A 21,425-nucleotide genomic window follows, 5' to 3' on the forward strand; every position below is an offset into this window, starting at 1 on the left:
CGATCGTGCTCGGGGAAGGGATCCGCGGGCGCCTGCTCAGCCCAGCAGCCGCGCCGGAGCGTCCTCGAGGACGGGCACCACCGTCGGGTCGTCGAACAGCACCTCGAGGCCGTACCGCGCGGCGCCGACCAGGCCCGCGCGCGAGCCGAGTCGCGCGGTGGTGATCCGCACGGGAGCGAGGCGCTCGGTGCGGGTCGCGAGCTGCATCTGGACGCCCGGCTCGAGCCAGCGGCGCATCCACGCGAGGTGGCCGCCGAGCACGAGCGCGGCGGGGTTCACCACGTCGTAGACCGACCGCATCGCGGCGCCCAGGATGTCTCCGGCCCGGATCGCGACGTCGACCGCCCGGCGCTCGCCGCGGTCGAGCCGCTCCTGGAGCTCGAGCATCGCGGCGACGGTCCCGCGCATCTGCACGTGGTCGATCAGCCGCGCGGAGGTCAGCAGGGCCTCGGCGCCGATGTACGCGTTGAGGCAGCCGATCGACCCGCACTCGCACGACCGTCCCCGCCAGTCCACCGTCACGTGGCCCAGCGCACCGCCGAATCCGTGCGCCCCGACCAGCACCCGCCCGTCCTGCACCACGCCGCCGCCGATCATCCGGTCGCCGTTGAGGAACAGCATCACCGACGGTCGGGGCGACGGGAGCTCCCAGTACTCGGCGAGTCCCGCGACATCGCCCTCGTTGACCACCTCGACCCTGACGGAGTCGGGGGTCCCGGCCTCCCGCAGGCGCGCCTCGAGGCCGACGTGCCCCCAGCCGAACTCGACAGAGTCCGCGAGCGTGTTGTCCTTGCCGACGGGGCCGGGCATGGCGACCACGACGGCCATCAGCAGCCCGCCGCGGTCGGCCGCCGTGGCAAGGGCGCGCGCCACCAGGTCGGCGACGGCGGCGACCGCCGCGTCGGGGTTGCCCCACTTGAAGGCGACGGCGCGCGAGGCGGAGTCGAGCAGCACCCCGGTGCTGGAGTGCAGCTCGCTCGTGATGCGCTCGCGCGTCACCCGGACCGCGAGCGCGAGGCACCGGTCGCCGACCGCCTCGACCATCACGCGCGGGCGGCCGCGCCCGCGGACCTCTCCCGCCGCGCCGTGCCGCACCTCGCGGACCAGCCCGCGCGACTCGAGGTCGCCGAGCAGGTTGAGCACCGAGGCCGGCACCATGCCGGAGGCCTGCTCGATGTCCTTGCGGGAGACGGTGCCATGCTCGCGCAGGAGCCGCATCACGATCCCGAGGTTGTGGGCCCTCAGCGTCGAGGCGTCCGCGGCGCGGTCGGGCGGGGAGGGCAGGGCGTGCGCGAGCCGCACGTCACCCCTGGCCCCAGCCGCGTCGCCCATGCCGCCTAGGGTACGCGCGCCGGCGCGAGGCTGAACGCACCCTCGTCCTCCTGCGCGTTGTGCAGCTTGAGCACGGCGTAGAGCCCGTAGAGCAGCCGGCGCAGCTCCACGACGTCCTCGGGCGCGGGCACAGGGTCGAGCCCGTCCACCAGCCGCCGGAGCCGCGCGACCTGCCGCTCGATCTCGGCGTGGGTGCGGCTCAGCGCCGCCACCGCCTCGTGCGAGCCCAGCGCCCGCGCGACCAACGGCACCAGCAGCTCCTCGTCGGCGCGCTCGTGCGGCAGCAGGTCGGTCTCGAGAGCGTCGCGCAGGGCGAGGACCGGCGCCAGGTCGGGCGCCTGGGTGCTGAGCCCGTCCGCGACCGCCGCGACGCGCTCGACCAGGGGCGCGAGGCCGTCGTGCTCGACCCGCAGCGCCGCCAGGGTGCGGAGGTCCTCCTCGGGGATCGCGACCGTGTGCAGCCTGCCCGGCAGCACGGCCCGCAGCGCGATGAGGATCGCCAGGAGGTCGATCACCTCCTGCAGCGCCGCTCCGAGCGTCGGCGGGAGCAGTCCCGCGGCGGCCGCGCCCATCGCGACCAGCGACAGCCCCATCCCCACGGCCACCGCCTGGAGCGCGATGCGGCGGGACCGGCGGGCGACCAGGATCGCGTCGGCGAGCGCGTCGATCCGGTCGACCGTGAGCACCACGTCGGCGGCCTCGGACGATGCGGTGGCGCCGCGCGCGGCGAGCGCGACGCCCACGTCGGCGGCCGCGAGCGCGGGGGCGTCGTTGATCCCGTCGCCCACCATCAGCGTCGGGCCGCGCTCCCCCTCGCGCCGGAGCGCGGTCAGCTTGTCCACGGGCTCGCACTCGGCGAGCACGGCGTCGACGCCGACGATCCGTCCGACCATGTGCGCGACGTCGGCACGGTCCCCGGTGGCGAGGACGATGCGGTCCATCCCCGCGGCCCGCAGCGCGCGCACCATGCGTGGGGCGTCGGGACGGATGGGGTCGCGCAGCAGCAGGGCCGCGGCCGGCTCGCCGTCGATCTCGACCATCACGCTCATCGAGCCGTCGAGGTCGGCGCGGCGACGGACCTGGCGGGCCCACGGCGCGGGATCCGGACCGGCGATCCAGCTCGGCCGCCCGACGCGGACGCGGCGGCCCCCGACGGTGCCGCGCACCCCGTGGCCATGGACCTCCTCCGCCTGGTCCGGCATGGTCAGGGCGAGGCCGCGCGCGAGGGCGGCCTCGACGATCGGTCCGGCGAGCACGTGGGCGGAGACCTGGTCCAGCGAGGCCGCGAGGCGCAGGGCGACGTCGGGGTCCCCGCCGTCCGCCGGCACCACGTCGGCCAGCTGCGGCCGGCCTCGCGTCAGCGTGCCGGTCTTGTCGAACACGGCGACGCGGGCGCGGGCGAGGCGCTCGAGCGCACCTCCGCCCTTGACCACCACGCCGAGCCGCGCGGACCGGGACAGGCCCGACACGATCGCGATCGGCGCCGCGAGCAGCAGCGGGCACGGGGTGGCCACCACCAGCACCGCGACGGCGCGGACCGGATCGCCGGACACCCACCAGGCGCCGCCCGCGAGCGCGAGCGTGAGCGGCACGAACGCGATCGCCCACCGGTCGGCGGCGCGCACGAACGGCGCGCTCGCCGCCTGCGCCGCCTCGACCAGCCGCACCAGCGCCGCGTAGGTCGAGGTCTGCGCCGTCGTGGTGGTGACCAGCTCGAGCGGACCGCCCGCGTTCACCACGCCCGAGCGCACGTCACCACCCGCGGGCCGCTCGACGGGCTCCGGCTCCCCGGTGAGCGCCGACTCGTCGAGCGTCGCGTCCGCCGCCAGGCGGCCGTCGACCGGCACGACCTCCCCCGGGCGCACCAGCAGACGCTCCCCCACCCCGATCTCCTCGACGGCGACCTCCACGAGGCCGTCTCCCACGACCCGGCGGGCGGTCCGTGGCGCACGCGCGGCCAGGAGGCTGAGCTCGCGCCGCGCGCGGGCGTCGGCGCGGGCCTCCAGGACCTGGCCGGTCGCGAGCATGAGCGTGATGATCGCGCCGGCGAGGGGCTCGTCGACCCACAACGCCCCGGCGAGCGCCAGCACCGCGATGATGTCGACCGTCGGCCGGCGATGCCGGGCGGCCTCGACGGTCGCGGAGAGAGCGAACGCCAGCCCGAGCAGGGTGCCGGCGATCCACATCCACCGGGCCGCCGCATCGTCCCCCGCCCAGGCGAGGACGCCGCCCGCGGCCAGGACGAGCCCCGAGGCGATCAGCACGATCGTCTCGAGGTGCCGCCGCAGCGCCGCGATCATGCTTCCACGCTACGCCGCGAGCCGTGGTCCCGGCTCAGGGCAGCAGCGGCTCGACCTGATTGTCGAACGGGTCCGAGGACAGCACCGTCCAGCGACGCGCCTCGTCGAGGGTCACGGCCAGGACGCACACGCCCTCGGCCGGGACGCCGGGCGCGAGCCGCGAGACGTGCCGCGCCACCTGCTCGGGGTCGCGGATCACCCGCGCCGTCCCGCCGGCGGCGAGCCACCCGCCGGGGACCGGCCCGGCGAGCGCGACCTCCGGCCACCGCTCGAGGTCGACGGCCTTGCGGGACGATGCGGCGGTCAGGACCAGCGCATCCGCCCCGCCCTCCGGCGCGTCGGCGAAGAGGGTCACCGGCCGCGAGCGCAACGCTCCCCCTTCGGCGCGCGTGGCCATGGTCCACACGGCGGCCTCGACGAGCAACGCGCGCACCGCGGCGCGACGGGGGCGGTCGTCCATCAGCCCGGCCCCTCCCAGCGCGGGATCCCCGCGACATGGACGTCGAAGAGGTCGAGCGCGCGGGCGACGGAGTGAGTGATCACGTCGTCGATCGAGGCCGGGTGCGCGTACATCGCCGGCACCGGGGGGAACACGATGGCCCCGGCCTCGGTGACGGTGGCCATGTTCCGCAGGTGGATGAGGTGGAGCGGGGCCTCCCTCGCCATCAGCACCAACCGCCGACGCTCCTTGAGCACCACGTCCGCGGCGCGGCTCACCAGGGACGTCGAGGCGCCCGAGGCGATCTCGGCGAGCGTCCGCATCGAGCAGGGCGCGATCAGCATGCCGCGCGTCGCGAAGGATCCGGAGGAGATCGCGGCGTCGATGTCGCCGGGACGGTGCACGTGGTCCGCGAGCGCCTCGATCTCCGCCCGGCTGAGGCCGCTCTCGTAGGTGCGGGTCACGTGCGCCGCCTTCGACATCACCAGGTGCGTCTCGATGCCCGCGTCGCGCAGGAGCTCGAGCGCCCGCACGCCGTACGCGGTGCCGGAGGCGCCGGTGATCCCCACGATGATCCGGTCACCCGTCATGGCGCCGCCCCGGCGACCGCATCGTCCAGGTACGGGAACGCGAGTCCCGGCGCCCAGGGGCGGGGGTCCACGTCCGCGAAGCTCGCGCGGGCGAACTCATCGCGCAGCGCCCACGGCGCCGTCGCGTCGTAGAGGGTCTTCGACGTCACGCCCGGGGCGGGGATGCCGGCGTCGTAGGCCGGCTGCTGCGAGGGGTCGAGCACGTGGCCCGCGACGCCCGGGATCACCACGATGTCCGTGGAGCCCTGCATCCGGGTGGTCATGGCCCACAGCACGTCGTCGGTGTCGAACACGTCCACGTCGTCGTCCACGACGATCACGTTCTTCAGCTCGCGGAAGGTCGCGAAGGCGACCAGCGCGGCATGCCGCGCCATCCCGTCGTCCCGCGGGCCGCGCTTGCGCACCTGCATCACCAGCAGGAGCTTGCCCCCGCCCGCCGTGTGCGCGTGGACCTGGGTCACGAACCCGGGCATCGATCGCTCGACCGCCTGCAGCACGGACGCCTCGGTGGGGATGCCCGCCAAGGAGGTGTGCTCCTCACCCGGGCCGACGAGCGTCTGCAGGATCGGGCGCTCGCGCGTGGTGACCGCCGTGACGCGCATCACCGGCACCGCCGGGTGGGCCGGACCGGCGTACCCGGGGAACTCGGGCATCGCGTGGCCGGTGCCCGTGTGCTGGTCCTCCGCGACGCGCACGCCGGGGAGGAGCTCGCCCTCGATGACGATCTCGGCGCGGGCGATCGCGTGCTCGTCGACCGTCGTGGCGCGCACCAGCTCGACGGGCTCGCCTCGCAAGCCGCCCGCCACCTGCAGCTCGTCGAAGCCGAGCGGCGTGGCGGGGGCCTCGAAGCACGCGCCGACCACCACCGCCGGGTCCAGGCCCATGTTGATCGTCACGGGCAGCGGCCGCCCGGCGGCCTCGGCCTTCGCGCGGAACACGTCGATGTGGCGGCCCGGCGAGAAGAAGATCGACAGCTCGTCCCGCCCCTGCACCGCGATCCGGTGGATCGTGACGTCGGAGCGCCGGGTCTCGGGGTCGGACGCGAGCAGGAGCCCCATGCAGAAGTACGGGGCGGCATCGGTGGGGGTGTTCGTGGGCGCCGGCAGCAGGGCGCGGATGTCGAAACCCGGGTCGGAGGCGAGGTGGACCACCTCCTGGGCCGGCGCATCGTCCACGACCACGGGCGGCACCGGCGCCTCCAGGGCGTCGACCAGCCGGTGGGCCACGGTGTCCGGGGTCGCGCCCAGCAGCCGCGCGGCCCTCCGGCGGTCCGCGAGCAGGCCCACCAGCACCCGCGCGCCCGGGTACCCGGCCACATCGGTGAACATCATGGCCGGCCCGCGGCGCGTGGGCCGGGCGACGGTGCCGCCGGCGCCCACGTGACGGTAGACCCCGGCGAGCTCCGCCTTCGGATCGACCGGGTGGTCGCTCTCGAGGTACGCGCCGGGCTCGTCCGCGATCAGCGCGAGCGCGTCGCGCAGGTCGCGCACGAGCGGTCCGGGTGCATCGCGGGTCATGGCGGCTCGAGCGGCCGCGGTCAGGCGGTCGCCTCCTCCGGCACACCCGTATTGATCAGCTCGAGCATCGTCTGCGTGGTGATGCGCTCGCCCTCGAGCTCGGCGACCGCGCGGCCGCGATAGAAGACCACGACGCGGTCGCACGCGGCGACCACCTCCTCCAGGTCCGTGGAGCACATCAGCACCACCGCGCCTCCGTTGGAGGCGCCGCGCAGGAGCCCGTGGATCTCGGCGCGCGCGCCCACGTCGACGCCACGGGTCGGGTCGTCGAGCAGCAGCACCGACGGCGCGTTGTCGAGCCACTTGGCCATCACGACCTTCTGCTGGTTGCCGCCCGACAGCGAGCTGACGTCGTCTGCGATCGAGCCGACCTTGATGCCGACCCGCTCGACGTGGCCCTGGGCCCGCTCGATGAGCGAGGCCTTGCGCATCACGAGGCCGTCGCGGGCCATGCCCATCGATCGGACCTGGACCATGTTCTCCCAGATGGGCTTCTCGAGCATGAGGCCGTAGCGGCGCCGGTCGCCGGACACGTACGCGACCCCGGCGGCGACGTGCGCCCGCTGCCCCTTGGGCGCGGGACGTCCGCCCGGCAGCGTCACGGTGCCCGCGGTGGGGCGGACGATCCCGGCGAGGGCACGCAGCACGTCGGTGGGCCCGGACCCGGCGAGCCCGACCAGGCCGACGATCTCGCCCGGCCGCGCCGTGAGGTCGACGTCGTGGACGCCGGAGGCGAGGGAGAGGCCGGTGACCTGCAGGACGCCCTCCGCCGAGCCGGCGAGGTCCTCGACGTCCGCCCGCGCGACGGTCTCGGTGGCCACGACCTTGTCGCCGATCATGGCCTTCACCAGCGTGGGCACGGTGTGGTGCGCGATCGGATCCGCGGACAGCGCCATCTCGCCGTCGCGGAGCACCGTGACCTCGTCGCAGACGCTCATCACCTCCTGCAGGATGTGGCTGACGAACACGACGCCCACATCGCGGCTGCGCAGCACCCGGAGGATCTCGAGCAGCCGCTCGGTGGCGCCCCCCTCGAGGGCCGAGGTCGGCTCGTCCAGAAGCAGGACGCGCGGCTGGGTCACGAGCGCCTTGGCGATCTCGACCAGCTGGCGGTCCGCCAGCGACAGGTCCTCGACCAGGACGCTCGGCTTGGCGTCGACGCCCAGCTGCTCGAGGATCGGCTCGGCCCTTCGGAGCATCTCGCGCGTGTCGATGAGCAGCCCCTTGCGCGGCTCGCGCATCGGGAACAGGTTGGACAGCAGCGACAGGTGGGGGAACAGGCTGAGCTCCTGCGACACCACCGCCACGCCGCTGGCGGCCGCCTCGGCCGTGTTCGCGAACGCCACGTCACGCCCGTCGAGGCGCAGGACTCCGGAGTCGGGCCGGGTCACCCCGGTCATGATCTTGACCAGGGTCGACTTGCCGGCGCCGTTCTCGCCCAGCAGGGCGTGAACCGAGCCGGGACGGACCGCGAGGCCCACCCCACGGAGCGCGTGCACTCCGCCATAGCTCTTCCGGATGTCCTGCGCCTCGAACGCGTGCATGAGTGTGCGTGCCTGCCTTGTTATCCGATGTAGTCCTGGTAGTTCGCGATCTGCTCGTCACCCACCGGGCTCAGAGCCTCGCGCATCGAGTCGTCGCTGGCCTGCCGCGCCAGCACCTCGTCGATGTTGTCGGAGTTGACCACGAGGCCGCCGGTGTCCCAGACGCCCGCGGGGATCTCGAAGCCGTCCTCGGCGTGCATCGCGAGCAGCTTGGTCGCGATGTAGCCCTTCAGCCAGTGCTCGGGCGAGACCAGCACGGCGACGCGGCCGGTCTTGACCTCGTCGAGCGAGCCGGGCTCGAGGTCCATGCCGCCGGCGAGGATCTCGACGCTGTTGCGGGTCTGGATCAGGCCGAGCGAGACGGCGTCCTGGGCGCCGGGCGCCATGTAGGCGAGGGCGTCGGGGTACTGGCGCCAGATGCCGTCCCAGGCGTCGTAGTTCTCCTGGGGGGAGCCGGACGTGCCGTAGGTGGAGATCGGGCCGATCACCTCGACGTTCGGGTACTCCTCGGTCACGACCTCGATCATGCCGTCGACGCGGGCCATGAGCGGGGGCACGGCGGGGCCGTTGGTGCCGATCACGATCTGCCCGGACGCGTCGGCGTCGAGGTCCTTGAGGAGCTCGCGGGCGAGCATGCGGCCCAGCTCCATGTTGTCGTTCGTGATGAAGAGGTCGACGCCGGCGTCGGCGGGCGGCGGGGCGTCGATGGCGATCACCGGGGTGCCGGCACCGGTGGTGTCGAGCACCGGACGGTAGAACGGGTCGGCCGCGAGCGTCTGGAGCACCACGCCGTCGGTCTGGGTCTGCGCCAGCGCCTGGAAGAGCGGGAGCAGCTTGGACGGGTCGCCGGAGTCGGGCGCGGCGGACTCGAGGGCGATCGCCGGGTCGTTGGCGGCCACGGCCTCGGAGCCCTTGAGCATGAGCTGGAAGGCGTACGTGATGGTGTCCCAGTACGCGATGCCCAGCTTGATCGAGCCGGGCTCGAGCGTCGACTCGGTGGTGGTGTCGGTGCCGGTGGTGGGCTCGTCGGAGGTGGTGGCCTCGGTGCCGGACGAGCTGCAGCCGGCGAGGGCGACCGCGGCGATCGCGGCGCTGGCCGCGAGAACGCCGAGGCGCCTGCGGAGGGTGGTCGGATCGGACTTCATTGTCACTGCTCTCCTTGTTGTTGGGGACCTGGTGGTGGGGTGGGATGTGGACCGCTAGGTCTTCTTCCGTCTCGCCTTGCGGCGGGCCATCAGCCCGTTGAGCGAGACGGCGAGGATGATGATGGCGCCGGTGGCGAACTGGCTCCAGACCGCGGGGATCGAGAAGTACACGAGGCCCACGCCGACGGTCTTGAGCAGGATCGCGCCGATCGCGGCGCCGAAGATGGTCGCGATGCCGCCGGTGAGCGGGTTGCCGCCGATGACGGCGCCGGCGACGGCGAACAGCTCGAAGCCGCCGCCGCTGGTCGGGTCGCCGCTGGTGAAGAACGCGAGCCCGAGCAGGCCTGCGAGGCCCGCGAGGCCGCCGCTCAGCAGGAAGCCGTACGTCTTGTTGCGGTTCACGGGGATGCCGGCGAAGGCCGCCGCGTCGGGGTTGGAGCCGATCTCGCGGGAACGGTAGCCGAACGGTGTCGCGCGCAGCACCACGGTGAGCAGCGCCACCACGATGATGAGGATCCACACCGAGACGGGCAGCCCCAGCACCTTCCCGCCGCCGAGGATGGCGAAGAACGGGTCGGAGACCGGCATGCCGATGATCTGCTTGCCTTCGGAGACCGCGGCCGCGAGTCCGCGGAGCACCCATCCCATCGCGAGCGTCGCGATCAGCGAGTTGATGCCGATCCCTTGCACGATCAACGCGTTGAACGCGCCCACGCCGACGGCGCACAGCAACGCGATGGCCGCGGCGAGCCACGTGTTCATGCCTCCCTGGATGAGGAGCGAGGCGACGATCCCGGTGAGCACATAGTTGCCTGCGACCGAGAGGTCGACCTCTCCCTGGGTGAGGAGGAACGCGATGCCGGCGGCCATCAGCGCGATGTACACCGACTGCTGCACCACGTTGATCAGCTGCGTGGTGCTGAAGAACGCCGGGTTCATCAGGCCGATCACCGCGACGAGCAGCAGCAGCGCGGCCAGCGCGCTGAACCAGTCGGCACCGGTGAGGGCGCGGATGTTGAGCCCGCTGGTCAGGAACGACGGCAGCGTGCTGCGCGTCGGCGCCGACGGCGGGGATGCGGAGGGCTCGTCGGCCTTCACGCGTGGGCTCATGAGGGTGCCTTTCATCGGAGGGTCCTGGCGGTGGCGTGGGGGTGAGCCGGGGGCATCACCTCGCGGAGGAAGTCCACGGCCTCGTGGACGAACTGGAACGGGTCGGGGTGGCCCTCGAAGACGTGCCCCGCGCCATCGACGGGACGCAGCCGCACATCGACACCCGCGCCCTCGAGGGCCGAGGCGAGGTGCACGCTCTGCCCGAAGGGCACCAGGCGGTCGTGCATGCCGTGACGGATCAGGATCGGCGGGCATCCCGGGCCCACGTGGGTCGCCGGATCCGCGTCCGCCACCCGGTCGGGCGCGTGCTGCACGGGAGCCCGCAGCAGCACCGACTCGGGCGAGTCCGGATCGTCGTGCACCTGAAGGGCATCGGCGGGAGCCTGGTGGTCCATGAGGGCGAAGTTGGACGGGCCGTACCAGTCGACCACGGCCGCCACGGTCGGCGGCTCGAGGCCGGGCTCCTCATCGGGGTGCTCCGCGGCGCCCCGGACCCCCGCGCTCGCCGCGAGGTGGGCTCCCGCGGACTCTCCCCACACCGCGATCGCGGCCGGCGCGATGCCGAGCTCGTCCGCGCGGCCCCTCAGCCATCGCACGGCGGCCCTGACGTCCAGCAGCTGGGCGGGCCAGGCCGCCTCGGAGGAGAGGCGGTAGTCGATCGACGCCACCACGAATCCGGCACGCGCGAGGCTGCCGAAGAAGTCGCCGTCGTCGAGGAAGTCGGGAAGGAGGGCCCGCGAGCCGACGCGGAAGGCTCCCCCGTGGATCCACACGATCGCGGGATAGCGACGCGCGGCGGCGGCGCCGCCGGCCGGCTCCCACGCCTCGGCCGGGGCGTGGAGGTCGAGGGTCAACGGGCGGAAGCCGACGCGGCTGGAGTAGACGGCGTCACGGATGACGGCCACATCGCCGTCGATCTGCGGCGCGCTCAGCGGCCGGCCGGCGAGGGGGGCTCCCCAGGGTTCGGCGGTCTCGGGACCGTCAGGTGTACGTCTTTGCACATCTGCAGTCTGGAGGAATTTAAGTCAGGAGTCAACTTAATTAGGTCACGAAAGGTCGAGTTTCGGTCTCGGTTCGGTAACGGTCGCCCAGGAGGGACGACGCGATGGCGCCGCGCCGCTCGCGGCACGGCGGGACGGCGCCGGCGCCATGCCCTCCCCCCGACGGTCGCGACGATGCGGCGGTCCGTGTCCTCAGCAGGGCCTTCGCCTCCCCCGGGCCCGCCGGGCGCGGGCGCACCCCGCGGGAGTAGATTCGAAGATGAGCGGGCACCCCGGATGCCCGGGTCGTCGCTGACTCGAGGAAGAGACATGCGCTGGCAGGAGATCCTGGACCGCTTCCGCCCGGTGGCGGCACCCGGCGGCGCCGCCGAGTCGGCGGAGCACGTCGCCCAGCGCTCCAGCGCGGCGCTCGAGCTCGCCCCGGTCTTCGCGGCCGTCGACGCGGACCTGGCGCAGGCCGCGACGCGAGTCGAGGAGGGATGCACGCGCGCGGCGGAGCGTGCCGAGCAGGCACGCGCCGAGGCCGCGGCGCTGCTCGCGCACGCACGTGGCGAGGCGCCGGCGCGGGAGGCCGCGGCCGCTGCGGAGGTGCTCGCGCGGGCAGCGGGCGAGGACGAGCGCGTGATGCGTGCGGCCCGCGATGAGGTGGACCGTCTGCTCGCCGACCGCAGGCCGCGCGTCGAGGACGCCGCGCGACAGGTGGTCGAGAGCCTGGTCGACCCGCTCGGGCGCTCATCATGAGCATCGCATGGGTGGCCGCCGCGGTCAGGACGCGTGCGCTGGTCTCCGGCCGCGCGGGAGCCGCCGGAGCCGCGCGCCTCGCGGCCGCCGGCTCGCTCGAGCAGGCCCGCGAGCTGGTCGCGCGCTGGAGCTACGGCGCACGGCTGCCCGAGTCCGCCACCGTGACCGGCCTCCAGCTCGCGACCAGGGAGACGCTGCTGTGGCAGCTGCGGGTCCTGGCGGGGTGGGCGCCGGCGGGCGGCACCCGCATCCTCCGCGCCGCCGCGGCGCCGTTCGAGCGCGACAACATCCTGGGACTGGCCCGGGAGCTGCGGGGCGACAGGGCGGGCCCGGCGCACGACCTGGGCTCGCTCGCGACGTCCTGGGGCGCTCTCCGTCGGGCCGCGAGCCCGGAGGACCTGCGTGCCGCGCTGGCGCGCACGCCGTGGGGGGCGGTCGAGCCCGAGGAGGAGGACCGGCTGGCCGAGCTCCTCGAGGCCGCCTGGCTCCTGCGCTACGCGCAGACGGCCCCCGCGGCTCGGGTCTGGGTGTCCCGACGCGCGGCCCTGGTCGCCGCGCGCGCCGTCGTCGTCGACGGCGACAGCCCCTCCGCGGGTCTGACCCGGCGGCTGCGGCCGTTGCTCGGACGCGCGTGGGAGGAGGCTCGGGACCTTCCGGCGCTGACGGCTGCGCTCCCGCCGCACGTGCGCCCGATCCTCGCGGGGATCGACGGCGCGGAGGATCTGTGGCGGGCCGAGGCTCGGGACCGTGCCCTGACCGAGGCGGAGGCCACGGCGCTGATGAGGTCCGGCGCGCCCCGCCAGGAGGTGGTGGTCGCGGGCCTCGCGCTGCTCGAGGTGGACGCGTGGCGCGTCCAGGCCGCCGCGGCGGCCCTCGAGGCGGGTCCGGCTGCCCGGGAGGTGCTCGATGCCGCGGCGTGAGCACGGGGGACCCGTGACGATGGACCGCGTCGCGATCGTCGCGCTCGAGGAGGACCGCGACCGCACGCTCGCGGCGGTCGCCCGCGCGGGCATCGTCGAGCTGGACCTGCGAGCCGCGGGCCCCGAGGACGGCGATCCGTTCGCCCGCGCCGCCCGGGCGGCCGTGACCCATGACCGCATCGTCGGGTGGGTCGGCTGGATGCCGAGCCACGAGCGCGACGGCCTCGCCTCAGCACTCGCCCCGCTCGGCGCGGCGGTCGTGCCGCTGCGCCACCCCGCGGGCGAGCAGCCGCCCACGCTCATGGCGGAGCGCGACGCGGGCACCTCCCGCACGCTGGTCGACACCTACGGGGTGGTGCCCTACGCCGACGTCGACCCGGCGCGCCTCGCGGCCGCCGCATACATCCTGATGTTCGGGATGATGTTCGGCGACGTCGGTCACGGCGCGATGCTCGCCGGGCTCGGGCTCGCGATGCGCGCCGGCTGGATCCCCCGCCTCAGGAAGCTGACCCGCATGTGGCTGTTCGTCACGCTCGCGGGGCTCGCGGCGATGGTGTTCGGCGCGCTCTACGGCGAGGCGTTCGGGCCCACGGGCCTGGTCCCGGTGCTGTGGCTCGACCCGATGGACGACCCGGTGCCGCTGCTGCTCGCCGCCGTCGGCATCGGCGGGGTCCTGCTCGCCGGCTCCTACGCGACGGGCACCATCAACCGCGTCCGCGAGGGCGGCTGGGGCTACGCGCTCTACGCGCGCTCCGGGCTCGCCGGCGCGGGCCTGCTCGTCGCCCTGGCCCTCCTGACGTGGGGACTCGTCGCGGACGTTCCCGCGCTGACAGCGGCGGGAGCCGTGCTCGCCCTCGCCGCGCTGGTGCTGATCTTCATCGGGGTGCTGTCCGAGTCGGGCGGCGGCGCCACGGGCGTGCTGCAGGCGGGCATCGAGTCCGTCGACGCCGTCAGCCGGCTCGGCTCCAACGTCGTGTCCTTCGCGCGGCTCGCGGCCTTCGGACTGACCCACGCGGCCCTGCTCACCGTGATCTGGGACGGCACCACCGCCCTGTGGCGTCCGGGCTGGGCGGCCGTCGCCGCCGTGCTGGTATTCGTGGTCGGCAACGTCATCACGTTCGGGCTCGAGGCGCTCGTCGCGGGAGTGCAGGCGCTCCGGCTCGAGTACTACGAGCTGTTCTCCCGTGTCTTCGTCGGGGAGGGACGCGCCTTCCGACCGTGGCACCCCGAGGTCCCCGAGGTCGCGGAGCCGTCCGGCGCCGCGGCGAGCGAGCCCGATCGAGAGGAGTGACCCATGTCCATCTGGCTCCTGACCCTTCCCATCCTCGTGCTCGTCGCGGGCGGCGCCACCGTGCTGATGCGTCGACGCCCCCGCGCGGGGATCGTCACGATCATCGGCGCCAACCTCGCGGTGATCGCTGCCGCCGTCGTCGTGCTCGTCTCCGCGCCCTCGGCGAGCGCCGCGGCACCCGTCGCGGCCGCGACCACCGAGGCCGCCGCGTCGGGCTCCAACGGCTCCGCGCTCATCGCCGCGGCGATTGCCGTCGTGGGCTCGTCGATCGGCGCGGCGATCGCCGTCGCGTACACCGGTTCCGCCGCGCTCGCCGCGATGAGCGAGCGCCCCGAGATGTTCGGCCGCGCCATGGTGGTCGTCGGCCTCGCCGAGGGCATCGCCATCTACGGGCTCATCATCGCGATCATCCTGATCGGCAAGGCATGAACGCTCCGGCACCGCTCCTCGACGGCGTCGTCGTCGCGATCGGCGACCGCCGGCTCGTCGGCGCGTACGCGCTGGCCGGGGTCGACGTGCGGCACGCGCCGGATCCGGGCGCCGTGCGCCTCGCCTGGGAGGCGCTCGCGCAGGATGTCGCGCTGGTGGTGCTGACCGCGGACGCGGCCGCGGCGCTGGGGGGCGAGGCGGACCGCCTGGGCGCACCGGTGACGGCGGTGATCCCGACATGAGGTCCCTGCCGACCGGATCCGCGCCGTCGCTCGCGCCGCTGCGCGACCGCATCCATGCTCAGGCGGAGGGCGTGGTGCGCGCCTGCGAGCGGAAGTCCGCCGAGGAGGCCGCCATCACGCTCGCGGAGGCGCGCCGGGACGCCGACGCGATCACGGAGCGCGCGGTCCAGGCGGGCGAGGCCGCGGCGCGGTCGGACGCCGCACAGCGCTCGGCACGCCGCCGGCGCGCCGCGCACGAGCTCGACCTCGCGGGTCGCGAGTCGCTGCGCCGGGAGATCGAGGACCGGGTGGTGGCGCGCGCCCGGATGCTGCGGACCTATCCGGCCTACCCGCGCCTGCTCGCGTCGCTGCGCGAGCGCGCACGCGAGATGCTCGGGCCCGACGCCGCCATCGAGGAGCACCCCGACGGCGGGGTGGTGGCCGCCAGCGGCACGCGCAGGCTCGACCTCACGCTTCCCGCGCTCGCGCGTGCCGCGCTGGGGTCCCCGTCCGAGGAGGTGTCGGCGCTATGGATGCCGTGAGCGCGTCGCCGACGCCGGCCGCACGCGTCGGCCGCGCCGTGCGCGTCACCGGGCCGCTGATCGAGGCCGACGGCGTGCCGGACGTCGCGATGGGCGAGATCCTCCGGATGGGCGCGGGCGGCATCAGCGCGGAGGTGGTGGGCGTCGACGGTGCCCGCGCGACGATGCAGGCCTACGAGTACACCGGCGGCCTGCGCGTGGGCGACCCGGCGGCGGGCACCGGGCAACCCCTCACGGGGCTCTTCGGCCCGGGGCTGCTCGGGCACGCGTTCGACGGGCTCATGCGTCCGCTCTCGTCGGCGCCGCTGTGGCTGCGGCCCGACCGTCCCGGGGACGATGCGGACGGGATCCGGTCGCACCGGTGGACCTTCGTGCCCGCGGTGGCCGCGGGCGACACCGTGGGCGAGGGCGACGTGCTCGGCACCGTGCCGACGACGGGCGCGGTCGAGCATCGGGTCCTGACGCCGGCGGGCTGCGCCGGCACCGTCGAGCGGATCGCCGCCGGAGAGGTCGGCGAGCTCGACGCCGTCGCGCGCGTCTCCGGGCGCGACGTCCACCTGTCCGAGCGATGGCCGATCCGCCGCCCGCGCCCCCACCGCGAGCGGCTCACGGATCCGGTACCGCTGCACACGGGCCAACGCGTGCTCGACCTGTTCTTCCCCGTCGCGCGCGGCGCGGCTGCCGCGGTGACCGGCGGCTTCGGCACGGGCAAGACCATGCTCCTCCAGCAGGTGGCGAAGTGGTGCGACGCCGACGTGATCGTCTACGTCGGGTGCGGCGAGCGCGGGAACGAGATGGCCGATGTCCTCGACGACCTCGGCCGGCTGGTGGACGCGCGCACCGGCGGCCGGCTGGTCGACCGGACCGTGGTGGTCGCGAACACGTCGAACATGCCGATGATGGCGCGCGAGCTCAGCATCTACACCGGCGTCAGCATCGCGGAGTACTTCCGCGACATGGGGCACGACGCCGTGGTGATCGCCGACTCGACCTCGCGCTGGGCCGAGGCCCTGCGCGAGTTCGCCAACCGGCGCGGCGACCTGCCCGCGGAGGAGGGGTTCCCCGCCGATCTGGCGTCGGAGCTCGCCGCGTTCTACGAGCGGGCCGGGCGCGTGACCACCTTGGGAGGGCAGGAGGCCTCCGTCACCGTGATCGGGGCGGTGTCGCCACCGGGCGGCGACATGTCGGAGCCGGTCACCACCATCAGCCAGCGGTTCGTGCGCGCCATGTGGATGCTCGACCGGGATCTCGCCTACGCGCGGCACTATCCCGCCGTGCACTGGTCCGGATCGTTCGCGCGCGACGCCGCCGGCCTCGCACGGTGGCAGACCGTGCACGGCGACCCCGAGTGGGCGCAGCGCCGCGCGCGGGCGCTCGAGGTGCTTGCCGAGGCGGACCGGTTGGAGTCGCTGGCCGAGGTGATCGGCGTCAGCTCGCTCCCCGGCCGCGAGCGGGTGGTGGTGCTCGGCGGGCGCCTGCTGCGCGAGGGCGTGCTGGCGCAGAACGCCCTCCACCCCAACGACGCCACGTGCGCCGACGCGAAGGGCGCGGCGCTGCTGGACCTGGTGCTCGATGTGATCGACGCCTGCCACGCGGCGATCGCACGAGGGGTCTCCGCGACCGCGCTGGAGCGCGTCGACATGGGTCCGGTGATCCGCGCGGCTCAGGACGGCGGCCCGGAGGACGCCACGGCCATCGCCGCGACCCGGGAGCGGATGCTCGACGCAATCAGGAGGGTGTCATGAGCGGCGACGGACGCGCCCCGTCGTGGGCAGCCGGCGAGCCGCGGGTCGCCCACCGCGACGTGCAGGCGATCCGTGGGCCGCTGCTGGTCGTCGGCGGTGTGGACGGCGTCGGCTGGGACGAGTCCGCCCAGGTCGCGACCGAGGAGGGCGTCCGGCATGGCCTGGTGCTGGAGCTCGACGGCGATCAGGCGACGGTGCAGGTGTTCGAGGGCACCGACGGTCTGGTGCCCGGCGCGATCGAGGTGAGGTTCGCCGGAAGCCCCCTGCGCGTCCCGGTCGGCGCCGGCTGGCTCGGCCGGGTGTGCAACGGCCGCGGGGCGCCCCTCGACGGGGGGCCGCCCGTCACCGGCGACCGGCTGGAGCCGGTGGCGGGGTGGCCGATGAATCCGGTCGACCGCGACCCCCCGCACGAGCCCGTCCTCACCGGGGTCTCCGCGATCGACGCGCTCACCACCCTGGTGCGAGGGCAGAAGCTGCCGATCTTCTCCGTCGCCGGCCTGCCCCATCTCGCGCTCGCGACCCAGATCGCGGCTCAGGCGACCAGCGCGGGCACGCGGTTCCGGGTGGTGTTCGCGGCCATGGGGCTGACGCATGCCGACATCGCGTACGTCCGGGACCGGCTGGAGGAGCGCACCTCCTCGGGAGAGCTGGTGCTGATCCTCAACGCCGCGGACGACCCGGCGATCGAGCGGATCCTCACGCCCCGCCTCGCGCTCACGGTCGCCGAGCATCTCGCCTTCGACGACGGCGCCGACGTGCTCGTCGTCCTGTCCGACATGACCAACTACGCGGAGGCGGTCCGCGAGGTCTCGGCCGCGCGGCGCGAGATCCCCGCCCGACGCGGCTACCCCGGCTACCTCTACAGCGACCTCGCGAGCCTGTACGAACGCTGCGGCCGGGTCCGCGACCGCGACGGCTCCGTCACGATCGTCCCGGTGCTCACCATGCCGGCGGGCGACATCACCCACCCCGTGCCGGACCTCACCGGCTACATCACGGAGGGGCAGATCGTGCTGTCGCCCGAGATCGCGGCGCGCGGCGTGTATCCGCCGGTCGACACGCTCGGCTCGCTGTCGCGGCTCATGCGTCACGGCGCGGGCGCGCGACGCACGCGCGACGACCACCTCGATGTGGCCGCGCAGGTGCTCGCGGCGCTCGCACGCGCGCGCCAGTCGGCGGCCCTGGCCGAGCTCGTCGGGGCCGCCGCGCTCGGCGAGACGGACCGCAGCTACCTCGCCTACCGCGAGGAGCTCGAGCGGGAGCTGCTCGACCAGGGCGACGCGGAGAGCAGGTCGCTCGAGGAGACGCTCGATCGTGCCTGGACGGCGCTCGCCACGTTGCCGCGACAGGAGCTGACGATGCTGTCGCCGGAGATGATCCGGGCGCACCTCGAGCTCCCGGACGAGGGGGTGGACGATGCCTGACGTCGGGCGCGCGGCCAGGCTGCGGGTGCAGCGCCAGCTGGCCGTCGCGCGCCATGGGGTCGACATGCTCGAGCGCAAGCAGCGGATCATCGCCGCCGAGCACGAGCGGCTCCTCCTCGGCGCGGACCACCTCCAGCAGGCGTGGGAGCGCGCCGCCCGCGATGCGGCGGTGTGGGCGGACCGGGCGGCCGCGCTGGACGGCTGGCCCGCGATCGAGGCCGCGGCGCCGAGCGGCGCGGCGACGATGCGCGCGGAGGCCGGCCACGTCATGGGGGTCGAGTTCACGGACGCGGGCGAGGCGACGGTGCCCGAGCGCCTGCCGTCGGGAGGCAGCTCAGCGCTCGAGCTGGCGGCCGAGGCGATGGCGGAGGCGGTCCGGGCGGCCGCCGCCTACGCCGCGGCCCGGCGCGCCTCGACCACGGTCGAGGCCGAGCTGGTGGCGACCAGGACCCGCCGTCGGGCGGTCGAGCACCGCTGGATCCCGCGCCTCGAGGGCGAGCTGGCGCGGATCGAGGGCGCGCTCGAGGAGCTCGAGCGCGAGGAGAACCTGCGTGTGCGCTGGGCGCTCGACGCGCGCCGACCTCGGCGGACCGCCGGGTCGCGAACGGGAGGTGCGGGATGAACGGCACGGTGCTGGTGGCGGTCCACGACTCCCCCGCCGCGTTCGCGGCCGCCGACGAGGCGATCGCTCACGCACGGCGGACCGGGGCGGCGCTGCGCGCCGTCGCGGTGGTCGAGCCCGCGGGGGCCGGCGAGGACCGCGACGGGTCCGTGGCACGCGGCCGCGCCGCCGGCTGCGAGGCGGCGCTGGCGCACGTGGTCGAGCGCGCCGGCGCGGCCGGGATCGTGGCCACGGTGGCGCTGCGTGGCGGCCGGATCGCCGCCGAGATCCTCGCCGAGGCGGACTCCTGCGAGGCGAGCCTCATCGTGGTGGGGCGGATGGACCGGCCCGGGCACGTGATCCCGGCGATCGGCTCGCACACGCTCGGCGTGATCGAGTTCGCCCGCTCCCCCGTGCTGGTGGTTCCCGAGGACGCCCCGTCGGCACCGCGGCCCCGGAGGCCGCAGTAGGGCGGTCGTGCGGCGGATGGTGCGCCTGGCGCGATTCGAACGCGCGACACCCGCTTTAGGAGAGCGGTGCTCTATCCCCTGAGCTACAGGCGCCTGTACGAGGGGGTACCGGTCAAGGGTACCCGCTCACCGCATCGTCCCTGCGCTCAGAACACGTCGTGGACGTGGCGGCGGCAGTGCCGGTCGTAGATGTCCTCGAGCGCCCGCATCGTCTCCTCGGGCAGCGCGGGCATCTCCGCGGCCGCGGCGTTCGACACCGCCTGCGACGGCCGGGACGCGCCGGGGATCATGGTCGCCACCCCCACCTGCGCGAGCCAGCCGAGCGCCATCTGCGCAGTCGTCCAGCCCGCGGGGGTGAGCGCCGCGACCTCGCGCGCCGCCGCCACGCCGACCTCGAACGGGATGCCGGAGAACGTCTCGCCGATGTTCATCTTCGAGCCGTCGCGGTTCCAGGTGCGGTGGTCCTCCGGCGCGAAGGTGGTGTGCTCGTCGTACTTGCCCGAGAGCAGGCCCGAGGCCAGCGGCAGCCGCGCGATGATCCCGACGCCGCGCTCGGCCGCGAGCGGCAGCACCCTCTCGAGCGGCTTGCGGCGGAAGATGTTGACGATGATCTGGATGGTGGCGAGGTCGGGCTGCTCGAGCGCCGCCAGGGCCTCGTCCACCAGCTCGACGCTCACGCCCCATCGCGCGATGCGGCCCTCGGCCTGGAGCGTGCGGAGGTCGTCGTAGACGCGCTCGTCGCCGTAGACGGCCGTGGGCGGGCAGTGCAGCTGGACCAGGTCGAGGGTCTCGACGCCGAGGTTCTCGCGCGACCGGTCGGTCCATGCGCGGAAGGCGTCGAGCGTGTACGCCGCCGGCTCATGGGGCTCGGCCCGGCGCCCCATCTTGGTGATCACCGTGAAGTCGGCCCGGTCGGCACGCCCCGCGAGGAACCGCCCGATCGCCTTCTCGGAGCGCCCGTCGCCGTACACGTCGGCGGTGTCGAACAGCCGCGTACCCGCGTCGGCCGCGGCCGCGAGGACCTCCTGCGCCGCATCGTCGCCCACGGTGGCCCAGTCGCCGCCGAGCTGCCACGTGCCCAGACCGACCAGCGAGATCTCGCGTCCCAGGTTCGGGACCATCGTCGTCCTCATGGGATCCACCCTAGCCGCGGGAATGCATCACCCCGACCGCGCGGTTGCACCAGGCATGACGATGCCCGGGCCCGCACGCGACGAGGGCCGCCACCTTGCGGTGACGGCCCTCGTGAGGCGTGTGCGCCGGTCAGCCGGCGATGCGCTTGTAGGTCGGGTTGGACTGCCAGATCGGGCGGAACTGGACGGTCTTGCCCGGGCGCGGCGCGTCGATCTGCAGGTTGGGACCCGCGTAGAGGGCCACGTGGCCGGAGGAGACGATGATGTCGCCCGGCTGCGGGCTCGACACGGTCACGCCGACGCCCCAGTAGGCGCTCGACGAGCGCGGCAGGGAGACACCGAACTGCGCGTAGACGTACGAGACGAAGCCCGAGCAGTCGAAGCCCGACGGGCTCGAGCCACCGGAAACGTAGGGGGTGCCCACATACTTTGCGGCCTCGGCGATGATCGCGGAGCCGGAGATGGCGGCCGTCACGGCGGCGGACGACGAGGTCGAACCGGACGAGCTCGAGGTGGTCGTGGTGCCGGCGCTGGTCCCTGAGGACGTGGCCGCACGGGCCGTGGTGGCGACGGGGGCCGGCTCCGGCGGCGGCGGGAGCTCGACATCGACGGAGGGGGTGTCGATCTCGAAGGCGTCCGACTCCTCGGTGGAGGTGACCGCAGGGATCTCGGCGACGTCGCTGGCGTAGTCAGCGCGCTGAGCGGAGCCCAGGACCGTGACGTTCGAGTCGTCCTCGGTCGTCACCAGGGCGGCCGCGGCGGCTCCCGTGAGGGGAACCACGACGAGTGCGGCGCCCGCTGCTGCGGCCACCGCGCGCGTCCGGGCGCGCATGTATCCGTACTTCAATTTCTGTTCCTTCCGCGCCGTGTGCGCGTCGTTGTTTCTGTACCCCGTCGCTCGCGTCATCTTCGAGCGTCTCCTCTTGTGAG

Annotated in this window: 21 protein-coding genes and 1 tRNA gene; 10 read left to right on the forward strand and 12 right to left on the reverse strand. The window is 74.5% G+C overall.

From position 1 onward, the window contains the following. Positions 1 to 36: 36 nt before the first annotated feature. From QQX10_RS08035 to QQX10_RS08075, 9 genes are read right to left on the reverse strand one after another with little or no spacing between them, the layout of a single operon-like run. Positions 37 to 1,332 (reverse strand): ROK family transcriptional regulator, encoded by a 1,296-nt coding sequence (locus tag QQX10_RS08035; RefSeq protein ID WP_301118769.1) that lies wholly within the window; start codon positions 1,330 to 1,332, stop codon positions 37 to 39. A gap of 5 nt (positions 1,333 to 1,337) precedes the next feature. After that, positions 1,338 to 3,632, reverse strand: coding sequence for a heavy metal translocating P-type ATPase (locus tag QQX10_RS08040; protein ID WP_301118768.1), 2,295 nt, complete (start codon positions 3,630 to 3,632; stop codon positions 1,338 to 1,340). Between the two features lie 34 nt (positions 3,633 to 3,666). Next, positions 3,667 to 4,092, reverse strand: coding sequence for a pyridoxamine 5'-phosphate oxidase family protein (locus tag QQX10_RS08045; protein WP_301118767.1), 426 nt, complete (start codon positions 4,090 to 4,092; stop codon positions 3,667 to 3,669). Further along, complete coding sequence (locus tag QQX10_RS08050; RefSeq protein ID WP_301118766.1) at positions 4,092 to 4,661, reverse strand: UbiX family flavin prenyltransferase; 570 nt, start codon at positions 4,659 to 4,661, stop codon at positions 4,092 to 4,094. The genes QQX10_RS08045 and QQX10_RS08050 overlap by 1 nt, the downstream gene beginning before the upstream one ends. Further along, entirely contained in the window at positions 4,658 to 6,178 is a 1,521-nt protein-coding gene (locus tag QQX10_RS08055; protein ID WP_301118765.1) for a UbiD family decarboxylase, read from the reverse strand. The genes QQX10_RS08050 and QQX10_RS08055 overlap by 4 nt, the downstream gene beginning before the upstream one ends. A 20-nt stretch (positions 6,179 to 6,198) precedes the next feature. Continuing rightward, positions 6,199 to 7,722: a sugar ABC transporter ATP-binding protein gene (locus QQX10_RS08060; protein WP_301118764.1), complete on the reverse strand. Its 1,524-nt coding sequence runs from the start codon at positions 7,720 to 7,722 to the stop codon at positions 6,199 to 6,201. A 20-nt stretch (positions 7,723 to 7,742) separates the two neighbouring features. After that, a complete protein-coding gene (locus QQX10_RS08065; protein WP_301118763.1) occupies positions 7,743 to 8,867 on the reverse strand; it encodes a sugar ABC transporter substrate-binding protein in 1,125 nt (374 codons plus the stop codon). Between the two features lie 54 nt (positions 8,868 to 8,921). Beyond that, on the reverse strand, positions 8,922 to 9,977 hold the full coding sequence (locus tag QQX10_RS08070; protein ID WP_301118762.1) for an ABC transporter permease: 1,056 nt from the start codon (positions 9,975 to 9,977) through the stop codon (positions 8,922 to 8,924). An 11-nt stretch (positions 9,978 to 9,988) separates the two neighbouring features. Beyond that, positions 9,989 to 10,882, reverse strand: a complete 894-nt coding sequence (locus QQX10_RS08075; protein WP_301118761.1) for an alpha/beta hydrolase — start codon at positions 10,880 to 10,882, stop codon at positions 9,989 to 9,991. A gap of 405 nt (positions 10,883 to 11,287) precedes the next feature. Between QQX10_RS08075 and QQX10_RS08080 the strand changes: the two genes are divergently transcribed. From QQX10_RS08080 to QQX10_RS08125, 10 genes are read left to right on the forward strand one after another with little or no spacing between them, the layout of a single operon-like run. Continuing rightward, complete coding sequence (locus QQX10_RS08080) at positions 11,288 to 11,719, forward strand: hypothetical protein (RefSeq protein WP_301118760.1); 432 nt, start codon at positions 11,288 to 11,290, stop codon at positions 11,717 to 11,719. Next, a complete protein-coding gene (locus QQX10_RS08085) occupies positions 11,716 to 12,639 on the forward strand; it encodes a hypothetical protein (RefSeq protein WP_301118759.1) in 924 nt (307 codons plus the stop codon). The genes QQX10_RS08080 and QQX10_RS08085 overlap by 4 nt, the downstream gene beginning before the upstream one ends. Before the next feature lie 19 nt (positions 12,640 to 12,658). After that, entirely contained in the window at positions 12,659 to 13,930 is a 1,272-nt protein-coding gene (locus tag QQX10_RS08090) for a V-type ATPase 116kDa subunit family protein (protein ID WP_301118928.1), read from the forward strand. A gap of 3 nt (positions 13,931 to 13,933) precedes the next feature. Continuing rightward, a complete protein-coding gene (locus QQX10_RS08095; RefSeq protein ID WP_301118758.1) occupies positions 13,934 to 14,359 on the forward strand; it encodes an ATP synthase subunit C in 426 nt (141 codons plus the stop codon). Beyond that, positions 14,356 to 14,601 (forward strand): V-type proton ATPase subunit F family protein, encoded by a 246-nt coding sequence (locus QQX10_RS08100; protein ID WP_301118757.1) that lies wholly within the window; start codon positions 14,356 to 14,358, stop codon positions 14,599 to 14,601. The genes QQX10_RS08095 and QQX10_RS08100 overlap by 4 nt, the downstream gene beginning before the upstream one ends. Beyond that, positions 14,598 to 15,122: a V-type ATP synthase subunit E family protein gene (locus QQX10_RS08105; RefSeq protein ID WP_301118756.1), complete on the forward strand. Its 525-nt coding sequence runs from the start codon at positions 14,598 to 14,600 to the stop codon at positions 15,120 to 15,122. The genes QQX10_RS08100 and QQX10_RS08105 overlap by 4 nt, the downstream gene beginning before the upstream one ends. Then, entirely contained in the window at positions 15,110 to 16,867 is a 1,758-nt protein-coding gene (locus QQX10_RS08110; RefSeq protein ID WP_301118755.1) for a V-type ATP synthase subunit A, read from the forward strand. Before QQX10_RS08105 ends, QQX10_RS08110 begins: the two co-directional genes overlap by 13 nt. Beyond that, positions 16,864 to 18,291 carry a V-type ATP synthase subunit B gene (locus QQX10_RS08115; RefSeq protein ID WP_301118754.1) on the forward strand — a complete coding sequence of 476 codons (1,428 nt, stop codon included), beginning with the start codon at positions 16,864 to 16,866 and terminating at the stop codon, positions 18,289 to 18,291. The genes QQX10_RS08110 and QQX10_RS08115 overlap by 4 nt, the downstream gene beginning before the upstream one ends. Continuing rightward, positions 18,284 to 18,913, forward strand: coding sequence for a V-type ATP synthase subunit D (locus tag QQX10_RS08120; RefSeq protein WP_301118753.1), 630 nt, complete (start codon positions 18,284 to 18,286; stop codon positions 18,911 to 18,913). Before QQX10_RS08115 ends, QQX10_RS08120 begins: the two co-directional genes overlap by 8 nt. Further along, positions 18,910 to 19,362 carry a universal stress protein gene (locus QQX10_RS08125; RefSeq protein WP_301118752.1) on the forward strand — a complete coding sequence of 151 codons (453 nt, stop codon included), beginning with the start codon at positions 18,910 to 18,912 and terminating at the stop codon, positions 19,360 to 19,362. Before QQX10_RS08120 ends, QQX10_RS08125 begins: the two co-directional genes overlap by 4 nt. 17 nt (positions 19,363 to 19,379) lie before the next feature. Here QQX10_RS08125 and QQX10_RS08130 read toward each other — a convergent pair. From QQX10_RS08130 to QQX10_RS08140, 3 genes are all read right to left on the reverse strand, one after another. Then, positions 19,380 to 19,455, reverse strand: a tRNA-Arg gene (locus QQX10_RS08130). Between the two features lie 53 nt (positions 19,456 to 19,508). Next, positions 19,509 to 20,495 (reverse strand): aldo/keto reductase, encoded by a 987-nt coding sequence (locus QQX10_RS08135; protein ID WP_301118751.1) that lies wholly within the window; start codon positions 20,493 to 20,495, stop codon positions 19,509 to 19,511. 130 nt (positions 20,496 to 20,625) lie between these two features. Beyond that, on the reverse strand, positions 20,626 to 21,342 hold the full coding sequence (locus tag QQX10_RS08140) for a C40 family peptidase (RefSeq protein ID WP_301118750.1): 717 nt from the start codon (positions 21,340 to 21,342) through the stop codon (positions 20,626 to 20,628). Positions 21,343 to 21,425 lie beyond the last annotated feature (83 nt).

It is taken from the genome of Demequina lignilytica, assembly GCF_030418305.1.
GTDB lineage: Bacteria > Actinomycetota > Actinomycetes > Actinomycetales > Demequinaceae > Demequina > Demequina lignilytica.